This is a genomic window from Pseudomonas azerbaijanoccidentalis, assembly GCF_019145495.1.
Classification (GTDB): domain Bacteria; phylum Pseudomonadota; class Gammaproteobacteria; order Pseudomonadales; family Pseudomonadaceae; genus Aquipseudomonas; species Aquipseudomonas azerbaijanoccidentalis.
In genome coordinates this window covers 72,468-96,464 of sequence record NZ_JAHSTU010000013.1, presented here as the reverse complement: position 1 = coordinate 96,464, position 23,997 = coordinate 72,468, and the positions used below count along the sequence as shown (strand labels likewise).

General features: G+C 59.8%; 24 protein-coding genes and 1 riboswitch. Of the genes, 14 read left to right on the top strand and 10 right to left on the bottom strand.

The annotated features are described in order from the left end of the window. Nucleotides 1-177: 177 nt before the first annotated feature. A complete protein-coding gene (locus KVG88_RS29635) occupies nucleotides 178-762 on the top strand; it encodes a YajG family lipoprotein (protein WP_150704779.1) in 585 nt (194 codons plus the stop codon). Between the two features lie 188 nt (nucleotides 763-950). Here the strand turns inward: KVG88_RS29635 and KVG88_RS29630 are convergent, their stop codons facing one another. After that, nucleotides 951-1,157: a hypothetical protein gene (locus tag KVG88_RS29630; protein ID WP_034149566.1), complete on the bottom strand. Its 207-nt coding sequence runs from the start codon at nucleotides 1,155-1,157 to the stop codon at nucleotides 951-953. Between the two features lie 193 nt (nucleotides 1,158-1,350). Between KVG88_RS29630 and KVG88_RS29625 the strand changes: the two genes are divergently transcribed. Next, nucleotides 1,351-1,629, top strand: coding sequence for a hypothetical protein (locus tag KVG88_RS29625; protein WP_150704781.1), 279 nt, complete (start codon nucleotides 1,351-1,353; stop codon nucleotides 1,627-1,629). Between the two features lie 98 nt (nucleotides 1,630-1,727). Here the strand turns inward: KVG88_RS29625 and KVG88_RS29620 are convergent, their stop codons facing one another. Next, entirely contained in the window at nucleotides 1,728-2,894 is a 1,167-nt protein-coding gene (locus tag KVG88_RS29620; protein ID WP_150704782.1) for a 1-acyl-sn-glycerol-3-phosphate acyltransferase, read from the bottom strand. Between the two features lie 139 nt (nucleotides 2,895-3,033). Between KVG88_RS29620 and KVG88_RS29615 the strand changes: the two genes are divergently transcribed. Genes KVG88_RS29615 through KVG88_RS29605 form a run of 3 tightly spaced genes read left to right on the top strand, consistent with a single transcriptional unit; the run spans nucleotide 3,034 to nucleotide 4,145 of the window. Continuing rightward, nucleotides 3,034-3,216: a CPXCG motif-containing cysteine-rich protein gene (locus KVG88_RS29615; RefSeq protein WP_217873470.1), complete on the top strand. Its 183-nt coding sequence runs from the start codon at nucleotides 3,034-3,036 to the stop codon at nucleotides 3,214-3,216. Nucleotides 3,217-3,225: 9 nt separating this feature from the next. Continuing rightward, nucleotides 3,226-3,486, top strand: coding sequence for a putative signal transducing protein (locus KVG88_RS29610; RefSeq protein ID WP_150702989.1), 261 nt, complete (start codon nucleotides 3,226-3,228; stop codon nucleotides 3,484-3,486). A gap of 35 nt (nucleotides 3,487-3,521) precedes the next feature. Continuing rightward, nucleotides 3,522-4,145: an SOS response-associated peptidase gene (locus KVG88_RS29605; RefSeq protein ID WP_150702988.1), complete on the top strand. Its 624-nt coding sequence runs from the start codon at nucleotides 3,522-3,524 to the stop codon at nucleotides 4,143-4,145. Nucleotides 4,146-4,244: 99 nt separating this feature from the next. Here KVG88_RS29605 and KVG88_RS31220 read toward each other — a convergent pair whose 3' ends face one another. Beyond that, nucleotides 4,245-4,367: a hypothetical protein gene (locus tag KVG88_RS31220; RefSeq protein WP_264084266.1), complete on the bottom strand. Its 123-nt coding sequence runs from the start codon at nucleotides 4,365-4,367 to the stop codon at nucleotides 4,245-4,247. 247 nt (nucleotides 4,368-4,614) lie between these two features. On the opposite strand from KVG88_RS31220, the gene KVG88_RS29600 reads away from it, so the two are divergent. Continuing rightward, a complete protein-coding gene (locus tag KVG88_RS29600; protein ID WP_150702987.1) occupies nucleotides 4,615-5,433 on the top strand; it encodes a M48 family metallopeptidase in 819 nt (272 codons plus the stop codon). Nucleotides 5,434-5,555: 122 nt separating this feature from the next. On the opposite strand, the gene KVG88_RS29595 is transcribed toward KVG88_RS29600, so the two are convergent. The 3 genes from KVG88_RS29595 to KVG88_RS29585 form a co-directional block, all read right to left on the bottom strand. Further along, nucleotides 5,556-6,140 carry a TMEM165/GDT1 family protein gene (locus tag KVG88_RS29595; protein ID WP_150702986.1) on the bottom strand — a complete coding sequence of 195 codons (585 nt, stop codon included), beginning with the start codon at nucleotides 6,138-6,140 and terminating at the stop codon, nucleotides 5,556-5,558. An 89-nt stretch (nucleotides 6,141-6,229) separates the two neighbouring features. Next, nucleotides 6,230-6,354, bottom strand: a riboswitch (yybP-ykoY riboswitch). Nucleotides 6,355-6,393: 39 nt separating this feature from the next. Then, nucleotides 6,394-7,392 carry a methyltransferase gene (locus tag KVG88_RS29590; protein WP_150702985.1) on the bottom strand — a complete coding sequence of 333 codons (999 nt, stop codon included), beginning with the start codon at nucleotides 7,390-7,392 and terminating at the stop codon, nucleotides 6,394-6,396. A 31-nt stretch (nucleotides 7,393-7,423) separates the two neighbouring features. Continuing rightward, nucleotides 7,424-8,389 (bottom strand): 2-hydroxyacid dehydrogenase, encoded by a 966-nt coding sequence (locus KVG88_RS29585; RefSeq protein ID WP_150702984.1) that lies wholly within the window; start codon nucleotides 8,387-8,389, stop codon nucleotides 7,424-7,426. Nucleotides 8,390-8,480: 91 nt separating this feature from the next. Here KVG88_RS29585 and KVG88_RS29580 point away from each other — a divergent pair, with 91 nt between their 5' ends. The 7 genes from KVG88_RS29580 to KVG88_RS29550 all read left to right on the top strand — a co-directional run bounded on the left by KVG88_RS29580 (nucleotide 8,481) and on the right by KVG88_RS29550 (nucleotide 19,067). After that, the gene (locus KVG88_RS29580; protein ID WP_217873469.1) at nucleotides 8,481-9,110 is read left to right on the top strand and encodes a LysE family translocator; all 630 of its coding nucleotides are present in this window, start codon (nucleotides 8,481-8,483) and stop codon (nucleotides 9,108-9,110) included. Between the two features lie 151 nt (nucleotides 9,111-9,261). Further along, a complete protein-coding gene (locus KVG88_RS29575; RefSeq protein WP_217873468.1) occupies nucleotides 9,262-10,944 on the top strand; it encodes a fatty acid--CoA ligase in 1,683 nt (560 codons plus the stop codon). Nucleotides 10,945-11,281: 337 nt separating this feature from the next. Then, entirely contained in the window at nucleotides 11,282-13,168 is a 1,887-nt protein-coding gene (locus tag KVG88_RS29570; RefSeq protein ID WP_150702981.1) for a DUF1302 domain-containing protein, read from the top strand. Nucleotides 13,169-13,196: 28 nt separating this feature from the next. After that, a complete protein-coding gene (locus tag KVG88_RS29565; RefSeq protein ID WP_217873467.1) occupies nucleotides 13,197-14,561 on the top strand; it encodes a DUF1329 domain-containing protein in 1,365 nt (454 codons plus the stop codon). Nucleotides 14,562-14,763: 202 nt separating this feature from the next. Continuing rightward, nucleotides 14,764-17,502, top strand: a complete 2,739-nt coding sequence (locus KVG88_RS29560) for a winged helix-turn-helix domain-containing protein (RefSeq protein ID WP_217873466.1) — start codon at nucleotides 14,764-14,766, stop codon at nucleotides 17,500-17,502. 87 nt (nucleotides 17,503-17,589) lie between these two features. Continuing rightward, nucleotides 17,590-18,231, top strand: a complete 642-nt coding sequence (locus KVG88_RS29555) for an MBL fold metallo-hydrolase (protein WP_217873465.1) — start codon at nucleotides 17,590-17,592, stop codon at nucleotides 18,229-18,231. 104 nt (nucleotides 18,232-18,335) lie between these two features. Further along, nucleotides 18,336-19,067 carry a YiaD family glycine zipper/OmpA-like lipoprotein gene (locus KVG88_RS29550; RefSeq protein WP_150702977.1) on the top strand — a complete coding sequence of 244 codons (732 nt, stop codon included), beginning with the start codon at nucleotides 18,336-18,338 and terminating at the stop codon, nucleotides 19,065-19,067. Between the two features lie 115 nt (nucleotides 19,068-19,182). On the opposite strand, the gene ehuA is transcribed toward KVG88_RS29550, so the two are convergent. The 4 genes from ehuA to ehuB form a co-directional block, all read right to left on the bottom strand. Further along, entirely contained in the window at nucleotides 19,183-20,058 is an 876-nt protein-coding gene (gene ehuA / locus KVG88_RS29545; protein WP_412071275.1) for an ectoine/hydroxyectoine ABC transporter ATP-binding protein EhuA, read from the bottom strand. Then, a complete protein-coding gene (gene ehuD, locus KVG88_RS29540) occupies nucleotides 20,058-20,714 on the bottom strand; it encodes an ectoine/hydroxyectoine ABC transporter permease subunit EhuD (protein WP_150702976.1) in 657 nt (218 codons plus the stop codon). The genes ehuA and ehuD overlap by 1 nt, the downstream gene beginning before the upstream one ends. Beyond that, nucleotides 20,711-21,370: an ectoine/hydroxyectoine ABC transporter permease subunit EhuC gene (gene ehuC / locus KVG88_RS29535; RefSeq protein ID WP_110658949.1), complete on the bottom strand. Its 660-nt coding sequence runs from the start codon at nucleotides 21,368-21,370 to the stop codon at nucleotides 20,711-20,713. Before ehuC ends, ehuD begins: the two co-directional genes overlap by 4 nt. Nucleotides 21,371-21,445: 75 nt before the next feature. Next, nucleotides 21,446-22,303: an ectoine/hydroxyectoine ABC transporter substrate-binding protein EhuB gene (gene ehuB / locus KVG88_RS29530; protein WP_150702975.1), complete on the bottom strand. Its 858-nt coding sequence runs from the start codon at nucleotides 22,301-22,303 to the stop codon at nucleotides 21,446-21,448. Between the two features lie 291 nt (nucleotides 22,304-22,594). On the opposite strand from ehuB, the gene ehuR reads away from it, so the two are divergent. Beyond that, the gene (ehuR, locus tag KVG88_RS29525; RefSeq protein ID WP_217873464.1) at nucleotides 22,595-23,989 is read left to right on the top strand and encodes a MocR-like ectoine utilization transcription factor EhuR; all 1,395 of its coding nucleotides are present in this window, start codon (nucleotides 22,595-22,597) and stop codon (nucleotides 23,987-23,989) included. Nucleotides 23,990-23,997 lie beyond the last annotated feature (8 nt).

Here is a 23,997-nt window from a genome sequence, read left to right as displayed (position 1 = left end):
ACTACGTTCGCAGCAACTCGTGACGTGCAAGTGAAAGACGAGTGAAAAATGTGTGACAGGAACCGCGGTCTCACGGGTTTGTCAGAGATTTCAGTAATCGTTGCATGACCCTAGTTAGCTGCAGTGGCCCACCGCTATACTGCCGGCCTGTTTGTGCCTGATTCTGGAGAGAAGAGCATGTTGCAACGCCTGTTGTTCGGTTTGATCACTGTGACCAGTTTGACGCTGGTTGGCTGCGCCCACAGCCCGCAACAACTGAACCCGGAACCCAAGTTGACGGCTCAACTGGCACCGGTCGGCCACGGCCAGCCGGTTGTGGTGCGTGTGGTCGACGGACGTCCGTCGCCGACCCTGGGCACCCGTGGTGGCCTGTACCCGGAGACCAGCGCGATTACCGTGCAAGGCGCGCAGATCCTGCCGAAGCTGCAAGCTCAGGCCGAAGCCGCCGTGCGCCTGCTGGGCTTCACGCCGAGCACCAATGCGGCGGGCGCGCCGCAAATCACGGTGACCCTGGCCGAGCTGAAGTATCAGTCGCCTAAAGAAGGCATGTACGTGACCGAAGCGACCATCGGCGCCACCTTCCGCTCCGATGTACAGAACGCCAACCGTCGTTACAGCGGTCGTTACGGCGCGTCCCTGGACCAGCGTTTCGGCATGGCGCCGAACCAGGAAACCAACACCAAGCTGGTCAGCGATGTGTTGAGCGATGCGCTGACCCGTCTGTTCAAAGACCCGACCGTGGGTCAGGTGCTCGGCGAGTAAGCTTTTGCCAGATGTTAAAAAGCCCGGCACCAGCGATGGTCCCGGGCTTTTTAATGCCTGCACCGTAACTGTAGGAGCTGCCGAAGGCTGCGATCTTTTGATCTTGCTTTCTGACTGATCCAAGTACGCCGAAGATCAAGATCAAAAGATCGCAGCCTGCGGCAGCTCCTACAGGGGGAGTGGGGATTTCAGGCGGCTTGGGAGTAGAAATCCAGAACACTCACCCCGGTCAGCAAATCCGCTTCCGGCAAATCCGCGTGCTGGTGACCGCCGAGTGCGCAATACACCAGCCAGTGACGGTCCTGAACATTGAAGGCGAGGCTGCCGACGAGGGTTTGTTGTTCGTCGTTGTGGGCGATGAGGTAGAGGCGATCCTGGTTTTCGGCGTGAAGCATGACGCAGTCCGTGTCGGTTTCGAGGCGCGCATGTTGCCCCATGCAGATGACGAAGCTGTGACGCAGGACAGCCATTGGTCAATTGCCTCGTTATTTGTCGCAAAGGGGAATGCAGGTCCACACGCTTTCGGTAGAATCCGCGCCGCGGTCGCTGGTCCGGCGCTCGCCACACCGGTTTTGTTTGAGGTTCGTGATGTCGCTGCATTTGATGACGCTGTTTACCGCCCATCCCGCCAAATTGATCAACCTGCTGGCCTTGTTCTTTGCCTTCCCGGGCGGCTGGTTGCTGCACGCGACCCGTCGTCGCGAACAGCGCGCGATGGCCAGTCTGCAAGCGCAGCGCGAGAGTCGCCCCAGCGAAGAACCGACGCTGGACTGGGCCACTTTGCGTATGAACCGGTTTTTCTACAGCTTCGGCTTCGCCTGCATGGGGCTGGCGCTGCTGGTGTCGTGGATCAGCACGCAGGTCTGAATCCTTCAAAGCAAAAGATCGCAGCCTTCGGCAGCTCCTACACAGAATTTATATTCACCTGTAGGAGCTGCCGAAAGCTGCGATCTTTTGATCTCGTTTTAAAGCGGCAATCCAGCTTTCACGCGGTACTGATTACGCACCGGTGTCGCGTATTGCAGCACCAGGAACGGACGATGTTCCTCAGGGCAGGCGTCCAGGCGTTGTTGCCATTGTTCCTGCGCCTTGGCCAATTCGTCGGCCGGGAATACCTCTGCGGCTTTTGGCACCGTCAATTGCGGATCGGCATCTTTCCACTGGGCGTAGGCCAGGTAATGCACCGGGAACAAGCGGTAGCCGCCCAGGATCTGCTTGTCCATCTCGACCGCCAATTGCTTGGTGTCTTCGAACAGCTCGGTGATCGGCGCTGCGAAGTTCACGTGGACCCGGCCCTTGTAGCCAGTGATGCCTTTGGCAATGCTCACGTCATCTTCGCCCGGCGCCTTGGTGTAGCTGCCGGTGGTGGCGCGGATGTAGAGCTCGCGGGCCTTGGCCTGATCGCACGGGTCGTACTCATAGCTGATCGACACTGGCGTGAGGTTCAGCGAACGGATGACTTCGCCGAACGGCTCGTCCTTGCGGCTCATGTGAAACATCTTGAGAATCGCCGACTCGGTACGGTCGTCGCCGTCCTTGGCGCGGCCTTCGGCCTGGGCGATCCAGATCGAGGCGCAATCGTTGCGGATCGAATGGTTGATGTACGCCGACAGCAGTTGATACGCCGCCATCTTCTCGCGGCGACCGGTGATCGAGCGGTGCACGATGAAGCTCTTGTTCAGGCGCATCAGATCGCTGACGAAAGGCTTTTGCAGCAGGTTGTCACCGATGGCGATGCGCGGGGTCGGCAGACCGGCGTGGTACACGGCATAGTTGACGAAGGCCGGGTCCATGACGATATCGCGGTGGTTGGCAATGAACAGATAGGCACTGCCGGACTTGAACTGCTCGACGCCGGTGTACGTCACGCCGTCGGTGGCGCGCTCGATGGTGTGGTCGACGTAATACTCGACTTTGTCCTGCAAAGTGGCCACCGACGTGATGCCGGCGAACTCGCGGCGCAGTCGATGAGCTATAAGAGGTTTGAGCGCCCAGCCCAAAGCACCGGCAAAACGCGGGAAGCGAAAGTGGGTGAGGATATCTAGAAACGCCTTGTCGCCGAGCAGCCTGTCCAGCACCGCTGGGACTTCGCTGTCGTCGTAAGGTCGGATGGCATCGAATTCGCCCATCATGCTCTCTTGTTAGAAACGGCTAGGGTAAGTAAAGGTTTTGATCGAAAACCGGCGGGGTACGGTCTGAAAAAGTAGCCAGACAAAAATAGCCCTGCAAATAGACCGGCGATTATACGCACAAGTCACTTGGGAGACCGCGATGCTGGAAAGTGCAGAGTATGAATGTCCGTATTGTGGTGAATCAGTCGAAACGACTGTCGACTTGTCTGGCGGCGATCAGACCTACATAGAGGACTGTCAGGTGTGCTGCCGGCCAATTACGTTCGTGTTGCAGGTTCACGGAGAGGATTGGTTTCTGGAAGTCTTCAGCGAAAACGAGTGAGGGGCGCGTATGCAGCGAATCTACGAACCGGAAAACCTGATGGAAGGTGAGTTGCTGCAGGGCATGCTCGCCAGCGAGGGCATCGAGGCACACCTGGTGGGCCGCGATCTGGTCGGGGCCACCGGTGAATTGCCGATCTATGGGCTGCTCGGGTTGGCGGTAGATAACGACCAGGCTGAATACGCCCGCGAGCTGATCAGTGCGTACAATGCCGCGCTGCCGTTGTCCGGCGATGAACCGGAGAGTTTTCCCGGCACGCTGGTCTGTTAGGCTGGCGTTCGTTTGATCAAGAGTCGTACAGCCCCATGTGTGGACGTTATGCCCTGTTTCGCTGGAATCGCGATTTCGCGGCCCTGCCAGGTTTTCCCGCCGATCAGCAGGCGCAGTGGAACATTTCCCCCAATGATTCGGTATTGATGCTGCGAGCCGGTGCGGATGGCCAGCGTGAGCTGGCGCGTGCCCGCTGGGGCCTGACACCGCCGTGGCTGACCGATCTGTCCCGCACCCCGGCCCATGCCCGCGCCGAAACCGTGGCCGAACAACCGATGTTTCGCCAGGCCCTGCGCGAACGTCGCTGCCTTCTGCCCGCCAACGGTTTCTACGAATGGCGCGGCACTACGCGCAAGCGCCCGTACTGGCTGACACCGGGGGAGGGTGCGTCGTTGTTTTTTGCGGCGATCTGGGAAGCCTATCCGGTGCAGGAACAGGTGTGGTTGAGTACGGCAGTCATCACGCAACCGGCGGCGAGTCAGCGTCGGCCGTTGATTCTGGATGAGGCGGGGCAAGCGGCGTGGCTCAATCCGGAAACGCCGCTGCACACCTTGCAGGCCCTGCTGGCGAGCGAACCTGCCGCGTTGCGCGAGCGGGTGCTGGCCAACATGGTCAATGATCCGAAACTCAATGGGCCGGAGTGTCTTACGCCGGGTTGAGTGGCGTTATTGCAAAGATCGCAGCCTTTTGCAGCTCCTACATTGGATAGCTGTACACCCTGTAGGTGCTGCCGAAGGCTGCGATTATTTGATCTTTTTTTAAACCTTGAACTGATTGATCAACCGCCGCTGCTGCTCGGCCAATTTGGTCAAAGTTGTCTGGATTTCTTCGGTGGCCTTCTGGGTCTTCTGCGCCAGGTTGCCCACCTCATCTGCCACCACGGAAAAACTCGACCTTGATAGGGTTGCGCGGGCATGAGCGAGCGTCGGTGAAATGGCTGTTTTGGAGCGCTCGATGTCGCAAATGAATCATTGCCGGCGGGTTGGCCGCCGTGGCTTGGCCGGGTTTGTGAATTTTTTCCTACGGCGCAGAGAGCTTTGTCCGAAATGCGCGTCATATATGCCGTTGTATCTGGCGTCGATACATTTCCGCGCCTAGGATACGGTCATGTTTTCAGGGAGCTTTTTGATGAACAAGACATTGGTTTCGTGTGCGCTGAGCACAGCTTTGCTGCTCGCCGGTTGCCAGTCTGTTAACACCACCAGCGGTGGCGCTGTGGGCGTTGAGCGCAAGCAGTACATGTTCAGCATGTTGTCCTCGCAAGAGGTCGACCAGATGTATGCCCAGTCTTATCAGAAGACCGTCGGCGAAGCGTCCACCAAAGGTGTGCTGGACAAGACCAGCAGCGACGCCAAGCGCGTTCAGGCGATTGCCGACCGGTTGATTGCCCAGGCGCCGAATTTCCGTCCGGATGCGGCCCAGTGGAAGTGGGAAGTCAATCTGATCAAGAGCGATGAACTCAATGCCAACTGCGGGCCCGGCGGCAAGATTATTTTCTACACCGGCCTGATCGACAGCCTGCAACTGACCGATGATGAAATTGCAGCGGTGATGGGCCATGAAATTGCCCACGCCCTGCGCGAGCACGGTCGTGAAGCAATGTCCAAGGCGTACGGCATGGAGATGGCGAAGCAGGGCGCTGGTGCGTTGTTCGGATTGGGCCAGGACACGCTGGCGCTGGCCGATACCGTGGCCAACTACGGCATGACCTTGCCCAACAGTCGCGCCAATGAAAACGAGGCAGACCTGATCGGCCTGGAACTGGCCGCTCGCGCCGGCTACAACCCGAATGCCGCGATCACCCTGTGGAACAAGATGACCAAGGCGTCGGAAGGTTCGCCACCGGAGTTCATGAGCACTCACCCTGCTTCGACCAGCCGGATCGCGGCGTTGCAGGCAGCGATTCCGAAGGTGATGCCGTTGTATGAGCAGGCCAAGAAATCCTGACGACTATGCGGTGAGGCCGCTACCGCCATCGCGAGCAGGTTAGCTCCCACAGGGAATGCATTCCAATTGTGGGAGCGAGCTTGCTCGCGTTGAACGATAACGCGGTCTACCAACCTACGCCGTCAAACCCACCCGCTAGCCTGCATCGCCTTGTACACCGCGACAATCGCCAGGATGAAGAACGCCGACGCTGCGAGGCGACGGATCAACGTCAGGGGTAGTTTGTCTGCGGCAAAGTTACCCGCCAGCACCACCGGCACGTTGGCAATCAACATCCCGAGGGTGGTGCCGATGATCACCAGCCACAGTTCCGGATATTGCGCCGCCAGCATCACGGTCGCGATCTGGGTCTTGTCACCGATTTCCGCGAGGAAGAACGCGATCAGCGTGGTCAGGAACGGCCCGAACTTGCGGGCGGTGCTGGCTTCGTCGTCATCCATCTTGTCCGGCACCAGGGTCCACAGTGCGGTGGCGGCAAAGCTCACCGCGAGGATCCAGTGCAGTAACGTATCCGAGAAGAAACTGCCCACCCAGGCGCCTACCGCACCCGCCGCCGCGTGGTTGGCCAGGGTCGCGGCGACGATGCCGGCGATGATCGGCCAAGGCTTGCGGAAGCGGGCAGCGAGAATGAGCGCGAGCAGTTGCGTCTTGTCGCCGATTTCGGCCAAGGCAACGATTGCGGTGGGAACGAGTAATGAATCCAGCATCAGGGGTTTTCCTAAGGGGCGGGTCGACACGGCTATGACACGTACAGCCTTCCCGCCCCGGGTAAGGTGTTCGTGTCATAGGTCTTGTCAAACCCTGCAATCCGTCTGATGCGGACGCTTGGGTCGCATACGCCATGGTCTGAGGACCAAGTATGTTGACGTATGCCGGACGAGCATGGCGCTCGTGGGAGACTACTCCCCTAGGACGGAGCGGATTCTGCCTAGGCAAAATCCATTCGGCAAGTACAAATTTCTATCCGCGTTTGGCCCGGTAGATTCTGAAACCCTGACCTTCCGCCTTGATTGCGCACACGCCGAGATGCTCTTCGATCAGCGGCTGGTATTTCAGGAAGCTATTGGCGACCAAGCGCAGTTCGCCACCGTTTTTCAGATGTTTGGCCGCTTTTCGCAGCAAGTTCTCGGTTGCAAAATAATCGGTGTGCACGCCGACATGGAACGGCGGGTTGCTCAGTATCGCGCTCAAACCCATCGGTGCAGCGTCGATGCCGTCGCCGGTAATGACGTCTGCTTCCAGACCGTTGGCAGCCAATGTGAGGCGACTGCTGGCGGCGGCAAACGCATCCACATCAAGCAACGTCACCTGATTGTGCGGGTAACGACGTTTCACCGCGGCGCCCAAAACACCCGCACCGCAACCGAAGTCCAGCAAATGGCCGCTCGGCAGTTTGTCCAGATGCTCCAGCAACAGCGCACTGCCGCGATCCAGTCGACCATGGCTGAACACGCCCGGCAGGCTGATGACTTTGAGCGGCCCTTCAGCCAAGGGCAGTTCGTAGGTCTGCGCGAGGCTTTCCAACGGTTTGGCTTCAGGTGCATTGGCCACCGTCACCAGCCATAGCTGGCAATGCCGTGCGCTGTCGAGCTTGCGCGGCTTGCCGAACGGGTTGAGTTGTTTGGCGGCGCCTTCGATGCCGCTTTTTTTCTCGCCGACCAGATACAGCTCACGGCCGGCCAGGCGCGAGGCCAAAGCGTTGAGGATGTAGTCGGTCAAATCCTTGGACTTGGGCAAAAACACCACGGCGGCATCGAACGCATGTTCCGGCGCTTGCACGCCAAAATGGCTGCGCTCGGCGAAACGTGCGTCCAGCGCGGCTTGATCACCGGCATGCCAGCACCAGCCGCGGGCGGCGGGCAAGCGACCTAGCAAATCATCGGCAGGCAAACCGGCCAACAGCACCGAACCCTGGAATAATTCAGCCTGACGAAGCAGTACTTCACTGCGCGGATCCATAACTGCTCCTCAAAAAAAGTGCCGCAGTTTATCAACTGACGACCCGCAGCGCCTTACCGCTGAAATACCCCAGGGCATTTTCAGTCACTTGGCCAACAATGCGCTGGCGCGCTTCACGACTGCCCCAGGCGTTGTGCGGGGTAACAATCAGGCGAGGGATGTCATGGGCCAGTAATGGATTGCCGTTGACCGGTGGCTCGACGCTCAGCACATCAGTGGCGGCGCCGCCAAGATGGCCATTGCGCAAGGCGTCAGCCAGGGCCTGTTCGTCGATCAAGCCACCGCGGGCGGTATTGACCACAAATGCACCGGGTTTCATGGATGCCAGTTCACGGGCGCCGATGAAGTGCCGGGTGTGCTCGTTGAGCGGGCAATGCAGGGTCAGTGCGTCGATTTGTGGCAGCAATTGGTCCAGCGGCAAACGATCCGGCCGGGCAGGGCGCCCCGGAATCTGCCCCAACAACACGTGCATGCCGAAGGCTTCGGCCAGCCGCGCGACCGCGCCGCCCAGTTCGCCATGGCCGAGCAGACCGAGGGTCTTGCCCTCCAGTTCGACGATCGGGAAATCCAGCAGGCAGAACTGTTTGGCCTGTTGCCAGCGACCTTCGCCCACGGCTTTCTGATAGTCGGCCAGGCGCGTCGCCAGGTTGAGCAGCAGCATGATCGTGTGTTGCGCCACGGACGGCGTGCCGTAGCCCTGGCAGTTACACACGGTGATTCCATGGGCGCGGGCGGCCGCGAGGTCGACGTTGTTGGTGCCGGTGGCGGTGATCAGAATCAGCTTGAGTTCGGGGCTGGCGGCCATGGCGGCGGCATCGATCAGGATTTTGTTGCTGATCGCCACGGTGGCGCCCTTGAGGTGATCGATCACTTGATCCGGCAAGGTTTGCGGGTACAGCTGCAACTCGCTGAAACAATCGCGTAGCGGGCTGAGATCGAGGTCGCCCAGATCAAGGGACGGGTGGTCGAGGAAAACGGCGCGGCGAGTGTTCGTCATCAACTGTACCTTTTGTGCAATGAACTGAAGGCGTAATCTGCCGAGCCTACCAGATGAAATAAATAGTTACGCTTGGCCTAAAGGAGCCCCCATGTACTGGACCGAGTTCTTGACCGTTGCCTTGATCCACCTGTTGGCCGTGGCCAGCCCCGGCCCGGACTTTGCCGTGGTGGTGCGTGAGAGCGTAACCCACGGGCGTCGCGCCGGCACCTGGACGGCGCTGGGCGTCGGTACGGCGATTTTCCTGCACGTGGGGTACTCGTTGCTGGGCATCGGCCTGATCGTTTCTCAGTCGATTGTGCTGTTCAACGCCTTGAAATGGGCCGCCGCCGCTTACCTGCTGTACATCGGCTTCAAGGCGCTGCGTGCGCAACCGGCGAAAACAGTGACAGACGATCTGCACAAGGAAGCCGGCGAGCGCACCGCTCGTGGCGCCTTCACCTCGGGTTTCGTGACCAACGGTTTGAATCCGAAAGCCACGCTGTTTTTCCTGTCGTTGTTCACCGTGGTGATCAATCCGCACACGCCGCTGGCGGTGCAGGCCGGATACGGTGTTTACCTGGCAGTGGCCACGGCGATCTGGTTCTGCCTGGTGGCCATGTTGTTCAGCCAACAGCGCGTGCGCGCCGGTTTCGCCCGCATGGGCCACTGGTTCGACCGGACCATGGGCGCCGTGTTGATCGCGATTGGCGTGAAGCTCGCGTTTACCGAGATGCACTGATCGTATGATCCTCGATAACCCGCAAATGCTGGCGCAAGGCTAGCATTTGCGCGGCTCTGCAAATCATTCCTTTGGCTGATTTGGCTGGCGATCAGGCGCACTACAGTGCGTACTTAACAGCCACGACCGTGCAGTCAGAAAAGGGATTCTTATGTTGCAGACACGCGTTATTCCCCCAGCCGAAGGCGCTTACCAGTATCCGCTGCTGATCAAACGGCTGCTCATGTCCGGCGCGCGTTATGAGAAAACCCGCGAGATCGTCTACCGCGACCAGTTGCGCTACAGCTATCCGACCCTGATCGAACGGGTCGCGCGGTTGGCCAACGTATTGACGGCCGCCGGGGTCAAGCCCGGGGACACCGTGGCGGTCATGGACTGGGACAGCCATCGCTATCTGGAATGCATGTTCGCCATTCCGATGATTGGCGCGGTGATCCACACCATCAACGTGCGTCTGTCGCCGGAACAGATCCTCTATACCATGAACCATGCCGTGGACCGTTTTGTGCTGGTCAACAGCGAGTTCGTGGGGCTGTACAACGCAATCGCCGGTCACCTGACCACGGTCGAGAAGACCCTGCTGCTGACCGATCTGCCGGAAAAGACCGCCGACCTGCCCAACCTCGTTGGCGAGTATGAGCAATTGCTGGCCGCCGCGAGCCCGCAGTACGACTTCCAGGACTTCGACGAAAACTCGGTAGCGACCACGTTCTACACCACCGGCACCACCGGCAACCCCAAAGGGGTGTACTTCACCCATCGGCAACTGGTGCTGCACACCATGGGCGTGTCGACCATCATGGGCGCCATCGACAGCGTGCGCCTGCTGGGCACCAACGACGTGTACATGCCGATCACCCCGATGTTCCACGTCCACGCGTGGGGGCTGCCGTATGTGGCAACCATGCTGGGGCTCAAACAGGTGTATCCCGGCCGCTACGATCCGGAATTCCTGGTCGAGCTGTGGCGCAAGGAAAAGGTCTCTTTCTCCCACTGCGTGCCGACCATCCTGCAGATGGTCCTCAACGCCAAGGCGGCGCAAAACACCGATTTCGGCGGCTGGAAAATCGTCATTGGTGGCAGTGCGCTGAACCGCACGCTGTACGAAGCCGCCAAGGCCAAGGGCATTCAATTGACCGCGGCGTATGGCATGTCGGAAACCGGGCCGCTGGTGTCCTGTGCGCACCTCAACGACGAGCTGATGGCCGGCAGCGAGGATGAACGGACCACCTATCGGATCAAGGCCGGTGTGCCCGGGCCTTTGGTCGAGGCTGCCATCGTCGATGCCGAGGGCAACTTCCTGCCGGCCGATGGCGAAACTCAAGGGGAACTGGTGCTGCGCGCGCCGTGGCTCACTGAAGGTTATTTCAATGAGCCGCAGAAGGGCGCCGAACTCTGGGCGGGGGGCTGGCTGCACACGGGCGACGTGGCGACGCTCGACAGCATGGGCGTGATCGATATTCGCGACCGGATCAAAGACGTGATCAAGACCGGGGGCGAGTGGATCTCCTCCCTTGACCTCGAAGACCTGATCAGCCGCCATGTAGCGGTACGCGAAGTAGCAGTGGTGGGGATCGCCGACCCACAGTGGGGCGAGCGTCCATTTGCCTTGCTGGTGGTGCGTGAAGGCCATGTGATCGGGGCGCGGGAACTCAAGGAACACCTCAAGCCATTTGTCGAACTGGGGCACTTGAGCAAGTGGGCGATCCCGAGCCAGATCGCCCTTGTTACTGAAATTCCCAAGACCAGTGTCGGCAAACTCGACAAGAAGAAAATTCGCGTCGACATCACCGAATGGCAGGCCACCAACAGCACCTTCCTCTCGACGCTTTAAGCGTCTTCTGGCGTGCCCGAAAAGGCACGCCAGGCCCACCAAGCAAGCGCTTGGCTTGTCAAATCCGAAATTTCAGCCATTCTTGCCGTGCCGACGGGTGTCGGCTTGGCAAAGGACTGTTCCAGAGTGGCTGGCAGCTGCAAATCACACTTTAGAGGGATCAAGCTCTACTACCTGCTGGCTATAGTCCGCTCAAGGATTTTTAAGAACGGAGCAAACGCACAAACCGGGGCGATGCAACTTTGGAATGACTTTGGGATGCCATGGCTCCCTGTTATCCAAGCGTTTTTAAAAGTGCTCACTGCCATAACAATAAAATGCACATGGAGTAGCGTCGATGACATCAGTAAACCAGTTCTGGCGCCGGGCTAAACTGCCTCTGGCCGTCAGCCTTGCCTCTACGCTCGCCGGGCCTGCATTCGGCGTCAGTTTCAACGTTGGTGAGATCGAAGGTCAGTTCGACTCTTCCCTGTCGATCGGTGCGAGTTGGTCTACTGAAAGCGCCAACAAGAACCTCATCGGCGTCAACAACGGCGGCAAAGGCCTGTCCCAGACTTCCGATGACGGTCACCTGAACTTCAAGAGCGGCGAGACCTTCTCGAAAATCTTCAAGGGTATCCATGACCTTGAGTTGAAGTACGGCGACACTGGCGTGTTCGTTCGTGGCAAATACTGGTACGACTTTGAACTCAAGGACGAAAGCCGTCCGTTCAAGGACATCAGCGACAGCAACCGCAAGGAAGGCGCCAAGTCCGCTGGCGGTCAGATCCTCGATGCATTCGTTTACCACAACTACTCGATTGCCGATCAGCCGGGTTCGGTTCGTCTGGGCAAGCAAGTAGTGAGCTGGGGTGAAAGTACTTTCATCGGCAGTGGCATCAACTCGATCAACCCGATCGACGTGTCCGCGTTCCGTCGTCCAGGCGCCGAAATCAAGGAAGGCCTGATCCCGGTCAACATGTTCTACGTGTCCCAGAGCCTTACCGACAACCTGTCGGCTGAAGCCTTCTACCAGATCGAATGGGACCAGACCGTCGTCGACAACTGCGGTACCTTCTTCTCTCAGCCGGACATCATTGCCGACGGTTGCGATAACAACCTGCGCGTGCTGAACAAGCGTTCGACCATTCCCGCCGCGGCATTGCCTACGCTGACCCGTCTGGGCGTCGACGTGGACAACGAAGGTGTACTGGTACGCCGTGGCCCGGATCGCGATGCTCGCGACAGCGGCCAGTGGGGCGCGTCCCTGAAGTACATGTTCGACCCGCTGGACACCGAATTCGGTGCCTACTTCATGAACTATCACAGCCGCGCGCCGATCTTCAGCGCCACCGGTGCTCCAGCATCGGTCTACGCCGGAGCAGCGGCGCTGCCGGCAGCCTTCAGGGCGCTGGCGCCACTGATCGTAGCGGGTAACTCCAACTACTTCGTCGAGTATCCGGAAGACATCCGTCTCTATGGCTTGAGCTTCTCCACCACCTTGCCTACCGGCACGGCGTGGAGCGGTGAAGTCAGCTACCGTCCGAACGCACCGGTGCAGCTCAACTCCACCGACATCCTGTTCGCCGGTGTTCGTCCTTTGGGCGGCGCGCTGACCAACGCCTCCCTGCTCAACGGTGTACCGGGCCAGGACCTGCACGGCTATCGCCGTAAAGAAGTGACCCAGTTCCAGACCACCCTGACGCACTTCTTCGATCAGGTCATGGGCGCCAGCCGTCTGACCCTGGTGGGCGAAGTGGGCGTAACCCACGTTGGCGGCCTGGAAAGCACCTCCGACGTTCGTTATGGCCGCGATCCGGTCTACGGTCCAGGTGAACTGCCGGCTACCGGTGGCCAGAATACCTGCCAGGCGCTTAACACCAGCACCATCGCCGGTGCCGGTCCAGGTACGCCGACCAACAACCTCAACCGCAATTGCAACGACGAAGGCTTCACCACTGCCACTTCCTGGGGCTACCGCGGCCGCGCCATCTGGGAATACAACGACGTGTTCGCCGGTGTGAACCTCAAGCCGAACGTGGCCTGGTCCCACGACGTTGAAGGTTACTCGCCTGGCCCTGGCGGCAACTTCGAGGAAGGTCGCAAAGCGGTCAGCCTGGGCGTTGATGCCGAGTACCAGAACACCTACACCGCAAGCCTGGCATACACCAACTTCTTCGACGGCAAGTACACCACTGTGGATGATCGCGACTTCGTTGCGCTCAGCTTCGGCGTGAACTTCTAAGCACTGTATTTTCAGGACGAACGTAATTATGAAAATAACAAAGAGTCTGTTCCACGCCGGTGTTCTGGGGCTTTCGCTGTTGGCGAGCAGCGTCATGGCGGCGGTCCCTGCGGCCGAAGCGGACAAGCTGGGCAAGAGCCTGACCCCGATGGGCGCCGAAATGGCCGGCAACGCCGACGGTTCGATCCCGGCCTGGAAACCACTGCCGAAAAACGCCGGCACTGTCGACAGCAAGGGCTTCCTCTCCGATCCATATCCGGGTGAAAAGCCACTGTTCACCATCACCGCGCAGAACGTCGATCAGTACAAGGAAAAGCTCGCTCCGGGCCAGTACGCGATGTTCAAGCGCTACCCGGAAACCTTCAAGATGCCGGTCTACCCGTCCCATCGCGGCGCCACCGTGCCGGATGACGTGTTCGCCGCCATCAAGAAAAACGCCACCAACACCAAACTGGTGTCCGGCGGCAACGGCCTGGAAAACTTCGAAACCGCCGTACCGTTCCCGATCCCGAAGAGCGGCGTCGAAGTTATCTGGAACCACATCACCCGTTATCGCGGTGGTAGCGTGACCCGTCTGGTGACCCAGGCCACGCCACAGCCGAACGGCTCGTTCAGCCTGGTGTACTTCCAGGACCAGTTCGTGTTCCGTGACAAGATGAAGGACTACGATCCGGCGAACCCGGGCAACATCCTGTTCTACTTCAAGCAGAAAGTGACTGCTCCGGCGCGTCTGGCCGGTGGTGTGCTGCTGGTGCACGAAACCCTCGACCAGGTGAAGGAGCCGCGTTCGGCGTGGGTCTACAACGCCGGCCAGCGTCGTGTGCGTCGTGCGCCACAAGTGTCCTATGACGGCCCGGGTACTGCTGCCGACGGCCTGCGTACCTCCGACAACCTGGACATGTTCAACGGTGCACCGGATCGTTACGACTGGAAGCTCGAAGGCAAGAAAGAGATGTACATCGGCTCCGACGCCTACAAGCTCGACGATCCGAAGCTCAAGTACGCCGACATCATCAAGGCCGGTCACATCAACCAGGACCTGACTCGTTACGAATTGCGTCGTGTGTGGCATGTGGTTGCAACCCTGAAGGAAGGTCAGCGCCACATCTACGCCAAACGTGACTTCTACATAGACGAAGACACCTGGCAAGCAGCGGTGATCGACCACTACGACGGTCGTGGCCAACTGTGGCGCGTTGCCGAGGCGCATGCCGAGAACTACTACGACAAGCAAGTGCCGTGGTATGCCCTCGAAGCCCTGTATGACCTGCAATCGGGTCGTTACCTGGCGCTGGGCATGAAGAACGAAGAGAAGTCGGCTTACGACTTCGGCTTCACTGCCACCACCAGCGACTTCACCCCGGCTGCATTGCGTCAGGATGGTGTTCGCTAAACGGCACTGAGAGAGGCCGCATCCTCAAGAAACGCCCCGACTGGTTCGGGGCGTTTTTTTTACGCTCGTTGGCAGCTGCTACAACCGCGATTCGTAGACTTTTTGTAGCCATTTGTAGCAATAACCTTCATTCCCTCCTCAATTACCGCTAGTCTGCGGACATCTGCAACGCCGCCACCCGCAATTCAAACAAGAGCCGGCCATGACTGATCTGTCCCCACCACCAGGTCCTGCAAGCGTCGCTGTCGCCGCGCTGGACGGGCGCTTTTTCCGACCACCATTGCCTGATGGCTATGTGCTTCGGCCGCGTCTGTGCGAGCGCTTGAGCGCGGGGCTGGGCGGCCGGTTACTGCTGGTCAGCGCGCCGGCCGGGTTTGGCAAGAGTTCGTTGGCGGTGGAGTTCTGTCAGGCGTTGCCGGCTCATTGGCAAAGCCTGTGGTTGGGCCTGAGTCCGCGAGACAGTGATCCGGGGCGATTCCTCGAGCGACTGCTCGAAGGCCTTCAAGACTATTTTCCGCAGTTGGGCAGGCAATCCCTCGGCTTGCTGAAAATGCGTCAGCGCCATCAACCGTTCGCCTTCGAAGAGTGGCTGGACGGTTTGCTCGATGAACTGGCCGTACATCTGTCGACCGCGACGCCATTGCTGCTGGTGCTGGACGATTACCATCTGGCGCAAGGGCCGGTTCTGGATCGTTGCCTGCAATTTTTCCTCAATCACCTTCCCGAGGGTTTGCTGGTGATGGTCACCAGCCGCCAGCGTCCGGACTGGCATTTGGCGCGGCTTCGCCTGTCTCGGCAACTGCTTGAGTTGCACGAACAGGACCTGCGGTTGACCCACGATGAAGCCCTGAGCCTGCTGGACCGGCACAGCAGTTCATTGCGCGGCGAGGCCATGGAAAACCTCATCCAGCGCAGTGAAGGCTGGGTAGCGGGGTTGCGGTTCTGGCTGCTGGCGGCGTCCGAGGCCGGCACTGACGGCGCGTTGCCCCAAGCGCTCCATGGCGGGGAAGGCCTGATCCGCGATTATCTGCTTGAGGAAGTCATCGATTGCCTGCCCGCCGAGGTTCAAGCGTTTCTCTACGACACCGCGCCTCAAGAACGTTTTTGCAGTGAGTTGTGCGACGCCGTCCGCGACGCCCACGACAGTGCCGAGATCCTGCGTTTTCTGGCGGCGCACCAGGTGTTCCTGGTTCCGCTGGATGAGCACGGCCACTGGTACCGTTATCACCACCTGTTCTCCGATTTACTACGGACCCGGCCAACCGCGCAGACGATGGTCCCGGCCGCGACCCTGCATCTGCGTGCCTGTCGCTGGTTCAATGCCCAGGGGCTGCTCGATGAAGCGGTGGAGCAGGCCTTGCGCGCCGGACATCTGGATGTCGCGGCGAACCTGGTGCAAAACCTCTCAGAAGAACAGCTGCTGGCGGAACAGAATGTCGGCATGTTGTTGCGCTGGAAAATGGACTTGCCCGACAGCCTGCTGATCAGCACGCCGCGTTTGATCGTGCTCTACAGCTGGGCGCTGGGCTTGGCCTGCCAGCTGGATGCCGCCGAGGAACTGGCCAGTCATTTGAGCCGCTTCCTGCCGGCCCCGTCGGCCACGGCGCAAAAGTCGATGCTGGCGCAATGGCTGGCCTTGAGCGGGATCATCGCTCGCGGTCGCGGCAACCGTGAACTCACGCTGCTCTATTGCACCGAAGCGCTCGAAAGCCTTCCGTGCAAGCGTTACGGCCAGCGGCTGATGTGTCTCTCGACGTTGTCCAACCTGGCCATTGCCGATGGCGATCTGTGGCGCGCGCGCGGGTTGAACCGCGACTCTCTGGAGTTGGCGCAACGGGTCGGCAATCCATTGTTTGAAGCGTTGGCCCACTACGACCGCGCCCGTGTGCTGCAAGCGCGTGGGGAAATCCTCCGCGCGCTCGCTGAAGTTCGCCAGGGCCTGCAACGCTTGCAGGGCTTGTCACCGCAACGGCTTTACGCGGTGCGTGCCCGACTGACTTTGTACGAAGGGTTTCTGCTGACTCTGCGCCTGCAACCACAAGCGGCGAGAGGGTGCTTACAGGCGGGCTTGAACGAAGCCCGCGCCTGTCGTGACATCAGCGTGTTGATCGGTCACTGCGTCATCGCCCGTCTCGAAGGCAGCAGTGGTGAATTCGCCAAAGCCTTTGCCGAACTTGCCGAAGCCGAACGGCTGATGCACATCTGGGACGTGCCGCCGATTTACTATCTGGCGATGATTACCCTCGTCAAATGCGAGCTCTGGCTGGCACAGGGTCGCACCGATCTGGCCGAAGCCTGGCTGGCGCGATTGGGGCAGACCTACAACGGCGAGCACGCCGCAGCACCACCGGAATTCCACCCGCAGTTGCCGCTGCACATCGAACTGCAACAAGCCTTGCTGGAGGTCATCCAGGGCCAGCCGATGCTGGCCGAAGGGCGTTTGAATGTTTTGCTCGAACAGGGGCAGCAAAGCGGTCGGCAAATGCTCAGCGCCATGGCACTCACGCAAAAGGTTTCGCTGTTGCTTAACAGTGGACGCGAACCCGAGGCCCGCAAGGCGATGGCCCAGGCAATGGACGTCGCGAGCGGGGGCATACTGCAATCGTTTGAAAGGTTGCTGGCAGAGCATCCGGACTGGTTGCGCGGTCAACTGCAACTCTGCTCGCCGACCAACGTTTCTCTGAGCCTTATCGAAAAACTTCCCGCTGCGCCTATTCGCCAGGTAGTGGAGACGGTTCCTGCCGCCGAACAATTGAGTACGCGAGAGCTTGCCGTTCTGCGACTGATTGCCCAAGGCTGTTCGAACCAGGAAATCAGCGACCAGTTGTTTATTTCCCTGCACACCGTAAAAACCCACGCCAGCCATATCAACAGCAAACTGGGGGTAGAGCGGCGCACTCAGGCCGTCGCGCGGGCCAAGGAATTGGGCGTACTGGGTTAAGGAATGTTTCACGTTACACATCGCTGCCATTGGCTCGATACTGATTTGTGCGAACATTGACCGTCCCCGTTTAACGAGCAGATTTCGATGTCCCAGCAACCCGCTCTCATCCGCGAAACCTTTCCCGTCGGCCCTTTGCAGTGCAACTGTACGATCATCGGCGATCCTGTGACGAAAAAGGCCATCGTCGTCGATCCGGGTGGCAATCATGAGTTGATCCTGGCCCGACTCGATGCCTTGGGCCTCAAAGTGGTCAGCATCATCCACACCCATGCGCACCTCGATCACTTCCTGGCCTCCGGTCAGTTGAAGGAAAAAACCGGCGCCACCCTGCACCTGCACAAGGAAGATCAGTTCCTTTGGGACAATCTGGAAATGCAATGCCAGATGTTCGGGGTTCCGTACACGCCGGTGCCCTCGCCGGATCGCTGGTTGGCGGATGATGAAGCGTTGGCCTGCGGCTGTGGCGTAGCGCTGCACACGCCGGGCCATACGCCGGGGTCGATGAGTTTCTGGTTTGCCGATGCCAAGCTTTTGATTGCCGGCGACACGCTGTTCAAGCGCGGGGTCGGGCGTACGGATTTGTGGGGTGGTGATCAGGCGACTATCGTGCGTTCCATCAAGCAACGTTTGTACACCCTCGACGAAGACGCAACGGTGGTGACCGGGCATGGTCCGGATACCCGTCTTGGCGATGAAATGCGCGAGAACCCGTTTGTTCGGGCCTGATTTGTAACCTGCGGAATTTTTAACGGCACAAACGATCCAACGCCCGCAAAGGTTCGATGCTTACGTCCGTTGCACCACAGAATGCAAAAAAGTAGGAGCTCTTCATGTTCACCACCCGTCGTTTGATTATTGTTGCTACTGCCGTGGCCCTGTTGTCCGGTTGCGCATCGCCCAACCCTTACGACAACCAGGGTCAGGCCGATAGCGGCTCCACCGGCATGAGCAAAACCGCGAAATACGGTGGCCTCGGTGCACTGGCCGGCGCGTTGGCCGGTGCCGCCATTGACCACAACAACCGTGGCAAGGGCGCATTGATCGGCGCCGCCGTGGTGGGTGCTTCCGCCGCCGGTTACGGCTATTACGCCGACCAGCAAGAGAAAAAACTGCGGGCCAGCATGGCCAACACCGGTGTTGAAGTGCAGCGCCAGGGCGATCAGATCAAGCTGATCATGCCGGGCAACATCACCTTCGCTACCGATTCGGCGAACATCGCGCCGAGCTTCTACCAGCCGCTGAACAACCTGGCCGGCTCGCTGAAAGAGTTCAACCAGAACCAGATCGAAATCGTCGGCTACACCGACAGCACCGGCAGCCGCCAGCACAACATGGACTTGTCCCAGCGTCGTGCGCAGAGCGTGGCGACCTACCTGACGTCGCAAGGTGTCAGCGGTGCCAACCTGAGCGCCCGTGGCGCCGGCCCGGATAACCCGGTGGCCAGCAACGGCGACGTTAATGGCCGTGCGCAGAACCGCCGTGTAGAGGTCAACCTCAAGGCAATTCCGGGCCAGCAGTACGGCGGTCAGCAACAACCGGGCACTGTTCAGCAGTACCCATAACACCCGCGACATAAAACCTGTGGGAGCGAGCCTGCTCGCGATGACGGCCTGTCAGTCAACAAGTATGTTGAATGTGACGGTCCAATCGCGAGCAGGCTCGCTCCCACTTTAGTTTTCAGTTGGCCTCTTTCACCGCACTGAGAAACGCGCACGTCCGTTCCTGCTGCGGATGCTCGAAGATCTGCGCCGGCGTGCCCTGTTCGTGGATCTGGCCTTTGTAGAAGAAACACACACGGTCAGCGAACTCCCGGGCAAAACCCATCTGGTGGGTGACCATCAGCATGGTCAGGTTATGTTCGGCGCCGAGCTTGCGGATCACGTTGAGCACTTCGCCGCACAGTTCCGGGTCCAGCGCCGAAGTCACCTCGTCAAACAACATGACTTTCGGGCGCATGGCCAGGGCGCGAGCAATCGCCACCCGTTGCTGCTGCCCACCGGACAGCTGCGAAGGGTAATGCCCCAGCTTGCTGCCCAGCCCCACCAACTCCAGCAGATCCGCCGCACGCTCCCGTGCTTCGGCGGGTTTCATTCCCAAGACCTGAACCGGAGCTTCGATGACGTTCTGCAGCGCCGTCATGTGCGGGAACAGGTTGAAACTCTGGAACACCATGCCGATCTTGCCGCGCACGCGGCGGATGTGCCGGTCATTGGCGGGTACCAGCACGCCGTTGCGATTGGGCATGTGCGTTAGCAAATCGTCCTCGATGCGGATCAGTCCGTCATCGATGCCTTCGAGGGTCATCAATACCCGTAGTAACGTGGATTTCCCTGAGCCGCTGGGGCCGATAATCGCGACTTTTTCGCCCGGTGTGACGTCCAGGTTCAAGTGGTCGAGCACCGTGAAATTGCCATAGCTTTTGGTGACATCCTGGAAGCTGACTATGGGCTTGACCGCTTTCGGTTGATGCATGGCCGTGGCCTCTTGCGGATGCAGCGGCGTTAGGTTGCCGCGCCGGGAAAGGTCGTTGGAGGTCGAGAGTGGAGAAGTCATTAGCGGAGCTCCAGGCGCAGTTCAAGGCGCCGTACCAGATAAGCCAAGGCGATGCTCAGGGCGAGGAAAAACAGACCGACCATGGTGATTGGCTCCAGGTAACGAAAGTTTTCGGAACCGATGTTTTTGGCCTGCTGCATGATTTCAACCACGGTGATGGCCGATAGCACCGGTGTGTCCTTGAGCATCGCCACCAGGTAGTTGCCCAGCGGCGGCAGGATCGGCCGCAGGGCCTGGGGCAGGATGATGTTGCGATAGGCGCTGTAGGGTGCGATGTTCAGGGCGGTCACCGCTTCCCATTGCGCACGGGGCACGGCATCGAGACCACCGCGATAGACCTCGGCGATGTAGCAGGCGTAGTGCACGCCGATGCCGATGACCCCCACTTGCATGGCCGTCATGCTGACCCCGTAGTTGGGCAGCACGTAGTAGAGGAAATACACCTGGATCAGCAGCGGTGTGCTGCGGATGAATTCGATGATCCCGGCGATCGGCCACGACAGCCAGTACAGGCGACTGCGTCGGCCGATGGCGAGGAACAGCCCCAGCACGATGGCGATCAGAAAGCCGATCAGGGTAATGCCCACGGTGTTGAGCGAAGCGCGCAGCAAATCGGGGAGGATCTGCCAGGCGTATGTCCAGTCAAACAGGGTCATGACAGACCTCCACGCATCCGGCCGCGAGCCAGGCGACGCTCAATGCTGCGCATGCCGAGGTTGATCGCTTGGGCCAGGATGAAATACATCACCAGCGCCAGACTGAAGATTTCCAACGTCTGGAACGTGGCCTGATCCAGTTGCCTGGCGCGGAAGCTCAGGTCGGACAACGTGATCAGGGACACCAGCGAAGTGTTTTTCAGCAGTTCGATCAATAGGTTGGTGCCCGGTGGAATAGCCGCGAGCAAGGCCTGAGGCAGAATGATCCGGCGAAAACGCTTGTAGCCGCTGAAATTCAGCGCGGTTGCGGCTTCGTACTGACCCTTGGCAACGGAGCTGATCGCGCCGCGCATCACCTCGGCGCCATAAGCGCCGATGTGCAGGCCGAGGCCGACGATGGCCACGCTGTAGGGGCTCAATTCCAGATTGAACGGTGGTAGCGGCAACACGAAAAACAGCCAGAACAACTGCACCAGCAATGACGTGCCGCGAAACACTTCAATGTAGGCAACCGAGAACCAGCTCAGCGGACGCCACGGCGACATGCGCCCCAGCGCCGCCAGAATGGCCGCGACAATCGCCAGGATCGAGCCGAAGAACGTCACCTGGAGCGTGACCCAGGCGCCTTGTATCAATAGCGGAAGTAATTCACCCATTGTTCACACCTGCATGGTTCAACATCCGGAGTCAGCAGGGATAGGCATCGCGCCAAGGCGCCATGCCTGTCTCGACTATTGAGCGCAGAGCTCGGCAGCCGTTTTGCTGGTCACGTTGGATTTATCGAAGCCGAACGGTGCGACCGTCTTGAGGTGGTCTTCAGAGCCCAACCACTTTTTCAGTTCGGCGTTGACCGCATCACGCAGGTCCTTGTCTTCCGGACGGAAGGCGAGGGCGCCATAGCCGGTATGCGACGGGTCATCTTTGAATTCGGTGACCGCTTCGACCTTTTCGCCACCCTTGGCGGCCAGGCCTTTCATGGTCAGTTGGGTGCCCACGGCGGCATCGGCGCGACCGGCGCGCACGGCTTGCAACTGGGCGGTGGTGTCGGGCACCTGGAGGATTTGCGCGTCCTTCACGCCGGAATCCCGTGCGTATTTCAGGTTGACCGTGCCGGCCATGATCGCCAGTTTCACATCCGGGTTCTTGGCGATGTCTTCATAGCTGTGCAGGTTCTTCGGATTGCCTTTGGCGGTCAGCAGGGCGTCGGGCAACTGGTATTGCGGATCGGTGAAAATGACCTGCTTGCAGCGCTCGGGGGTGATGTACATACCGGCGGCAATCACGTCGAAGCGCCCCGCACGCAGGCCTGGAATCAGCGAGCCCCACTCGGTCAACACGCCGTCGACTTGCTTGATGCCCATTTTCGCGAAGATGACTTTGGCGATCTCCGGCGATTCACCGGTGACCCGGCCATCCGTCTCGGTAAAGGCGAAGGGGGTTTCGTTGGCGTAGCCAATGCGGATGCTGCTGTTTTTGGTGATGTTTTCCAGTGTCGAGGCGGCATGGGCGCTGGCGGCCAGACCGAACATCGCACAAGCCACGAACAGGTGACGCAACACATGGGAACTGCGGGGAGTGGAATTGCTCATCGATAAAATCTCCTGTTTCTTGTGGACCCGTCGGTGACGGCTCTGTGGTAGGAGGCAGTGTGACAAGAGCAAAGCGTACGGGAGCCGTATTCCAGTTGAGCCGAAGCTTGCGGGCACAGTTCCGGTACAGATCGATTGGTTGTTGTTGTCGGCGGGTTCGCCAGCCTGTGCATCGACCTTGAACCGAGCATACAAAAGCCCTGCGCCACATTGCATTGCACTAGGACAATTGCTTTGCAAGGTTTCTCGCGGGATGCTGTCGGCACTGGCCAATAAGTGGGTTCGGCGCCGATGGACAAGTGGAAAGCAGCATTGGAAATCGCCCGCAGCGGCGAGTCGAAATACAAGATCCTGGTGCAGGCGATTGCCGACGACATCGAACAGGGTGTGCTGGTCAACGATCAGCGCCTGCCACCGCAACGACAGGTGGCCGATGCGGTGGGCATCAGCGTGCAAACGGTCACTAATGCCTATAAGGAACTGGAACGTCAGGGCCTGGTGCGTTGCGAAGTAGGGCGCGGCAGTTTCGTGTCGCGGCGCATGAGCGATCGGGTCGCCACCTATATTCTCGACAGTCCCGAACGCGCATTGGTGGATTTTTCCATCACGCGGATCATGCACACCCGCGAGCACGACCAGTTCTGGCGTGAGACCTGCCGCGAACTCAGTACCGAAGAAGATCAGCCGTGGATTCACGCGTTTCGTCCCATCGCCGGTTTCGAGTCGCACCGTGAAGCAGCGATGCACTGGATCGGTCGGCAGGGGCTGCGGGTCGAGCGCGACGACATCCTGATCACCAACGGCGCGGCCCACGGGATTTTCCTCGCCCTGGCCTCGCTGGCCGGCCCCGATGACGTGGTGCTTTGCGAGGGTGTCACCGACCACGGCGTGATTGGCAATTCCCAAGTGCTGGGCTTTACCCTCAAAGGCCTGGAAATGGATCGCTACGGCATTGATCCGGAACATTTCGAGGACATGTGCAGCAACGAGCGGATCACCGCGCTGGTCTGCACCCCGAACCTGAACAACCCGACCACCAGTCTGATGCCAGACAACCGTCGACGCGAAATTGCCGAGATTGCCCGACGCTTCGGCGTGCACATCATCGAAGACGATGTCTACGGACCGCTGCTTGACGAGCGTCGCGCGCCGCCGATCAGCCATTACTTGCCCGAGCTGTCGTTCTATTGCACCAGCATGACCAAATCGGTGTTGACCGGTTTGCGCATCGGTTATCTGGTGATGCCCAAGCGTCTGGCGTTGCGTACCGAAAGCATATTGCGGGTCAACAGCTGGATGGCCACGCCGATGGTTTCGGAGATTGCCACGCGTTGGATTCGCGACGGGCGCGCGGACACGCTGGTGGGTTTGCAGCGCAAACTGTTAGGCGGACGTCAGGCGATGGTCACTGAACACCTCGGCGAATATCTGCTCGGCCAACATCCCCATGCGCTGAATGCCTGGGTCGGAATTCCACCGCACTGGGAACTCGACAGCCTGGTACGTGCGCTGCGTCACAAGCATATTGCGGTCACATCGCCCGACCCGTTCACCGTACGCGGCACGCCCCGGCCACGGGCGGTGCGGGTGTGCGTCGGCGCTGAATGCAGCGACGATGAAATGCGCGATGCGCTGATGGGCATGCGCGAAATCTTCGGCCAGTACCCGCAAATCCACGACTTTTGAGTGGTAAA

What these genes read in the sequence shown, in the direction of transcription:
- KVG88_RS29635 (WP_150704779.1), top strand. Translation starts at nt 178, where the DNA reads ATGTTGCAACGCCTGTTGTTCGGTTTGATCACTGTGACCAGTTTGACG.
- KVG88_RS29630 (WP_034149566.1), bottom strand. Translation starts at nt 1,157, where the DNA reads ATGCTTCACGCCGAAAACCAGGATCGCCTCTACCTCATCGCCCACAAC.
- KVG88_RS29625 (WP_150704781.1), top strand. Translation starts at nt 1,351, where the DNA reads ATGTCGCTGCATTTGATGACGCTGTTTACCGCCCATCCCGCCAAATTG.
- KVG88_RS29620 (WP_150704782.1), bottom strand. Translation starts at nt 2,894, where the DNA reads ATGATGGGCGAATTCGATGCCATCCGACCTTACGACGACAGCGAAGTC.
- KVG88_RS29615 (WP_217873470.1), top strand. Translation starts at nt 3,034, where the DNA reads ATGCTGGAAAGTGCAGAGTATGAATGTCCGTATTGTGGTGAATCAGTC.
- KVG88_RS29610 (WP_150702989.1), top strand. Translation starts at nt 3,226, where the DNA reads ATGCAGCGAATCTACGAACCGGAAAACCTGATGGAAGGTGAGTTGCTG.
- KVG88_RS29605 (WP_150702988.1), top strand. Translation starts at nt 3,522, where the DNA reads ATGTGTGGACGTTATGCCCTGTTTCGCTGGAATCGCGATTTCGCGGCC.
- KVG88_RS29600 (WP_150702987.1), top strand. Translation starts at nt 4,615, where the DNA reads ATGAACAAGACATTGGTTTCGTGTGCGCTGAGCACAGCTTTGCTGCTC.
- KVG88_RS29595 (WP_150702986.1), bottom strand. Translation starts at nt 6,140, where the DNA reads ATGCTGGATTCATTACTCGTTCCCACCGCAATCGTTGCCTTGGCCGAA.
- KVG88_RS29590 (WP_150702985.1), bottom strand. Translation starts at nt 7,392, where the DNA reads ATGGATCCGCGCAGTGAAGTACTGCTTCGTCAGGCTGAATTATTCCAG.
- KVG88_RS29585 (WP_150702984.1), bottom strand. Translation starts at nt 8,389, where the DNA reads ATGACGAACACTCGCCGCGCCGTTTTCCTCGACCACCCGTCCCTTGAT.
- KVG88_RS29580 (WP_217873469.1), top strand. Translation starts at nt 8,481, where the DNA reads ATGTACTGGACCGAGTTCTTGACCGTTGCCTTGATCCACCTGTTGGCC.
- KVG88_RS29575 (WP_217873468.1), top strand. Translation starts at nt 9,262, where the DNA reads ATGTTGCAGACACGCGTTATTCCCCCAGCCGAAGGCGCTTACCAGTAT.
- KVG88_RS29570 (WP_150702981.1), top strand. Translation starts at nt 11,282, where the DNA reads ATGACATCAGTAAACCAGTTCTGGCGCCGGGCTAAACTGCCTCTGGCC.
- KVG88_RS29565 (WP_217873467.1), top strand. Translation starts at nt 13,197, where the DNA reads ATGAAAATAACAAAGAGTCTGTTCCACGCCGGTGTTCTGGGGCTTTCG.
- KVG88_RS29560 (WP_217873466.1), top strand. Translation starts at nt 14,764, where the DNA reads ATGACTGATCTGTCCCCACCACCAGGTCCTGCAAGCGTCGCTGTCGCC.
- KVG88_RS29555 (WP_217873465.1), top strand. Translation starts at nt 17,590, where the DNA reads ATGTCCCAGCAACCCGCTCTCATCCGCGAAACCTTTCCCGTCGGCCCT.
- KVG88_RS29550 (WP_150702977.1), top strand. Translation starts at nt 18,336, where the DNA reads ATGTTCACCACCCGTCGTTTGATTATTGTTGCTACTGCCGTGGCCCTG.
- ehuA (WP_412071275.1), bottom strand. Translation starts at nt 20,058, where the DNA reads ATGACTTCTCCACTCTCGACCTCCAACGACCTTTCCCGGCGCGGCAAC.
- ehuD (WP_150702976.1), bottom strand. Translation starts at nt 20,714, where the DNA reads ATGACCCTGTTTGACTGGACATACGCCTGGCAGATCCTCCCCGATTTG.
- ehuC (WP_110658949.1), bottom strand. Translation starts at nt 21,370, where the DNA reads ATGGGTGAATTACTTCCGCTATTGATACAAGGCGCCTGGGTCACGCTC.
- ehuB (WP_150702975.1), bottom strand. Translation starts at nt 22,303, where the DNA reads ATGAGCAATTCCACTCCCCGCAGTTCCCATGTGTTGCGTCACCTGTTC.
- ehuR (WP_217873464.1), top strand. Translation starts at nt 22,595, where the DNA reads ATGGACAAGTGGAAAGCAGCATTGGAAATCGCCCGCAGCGGCGAGTCG.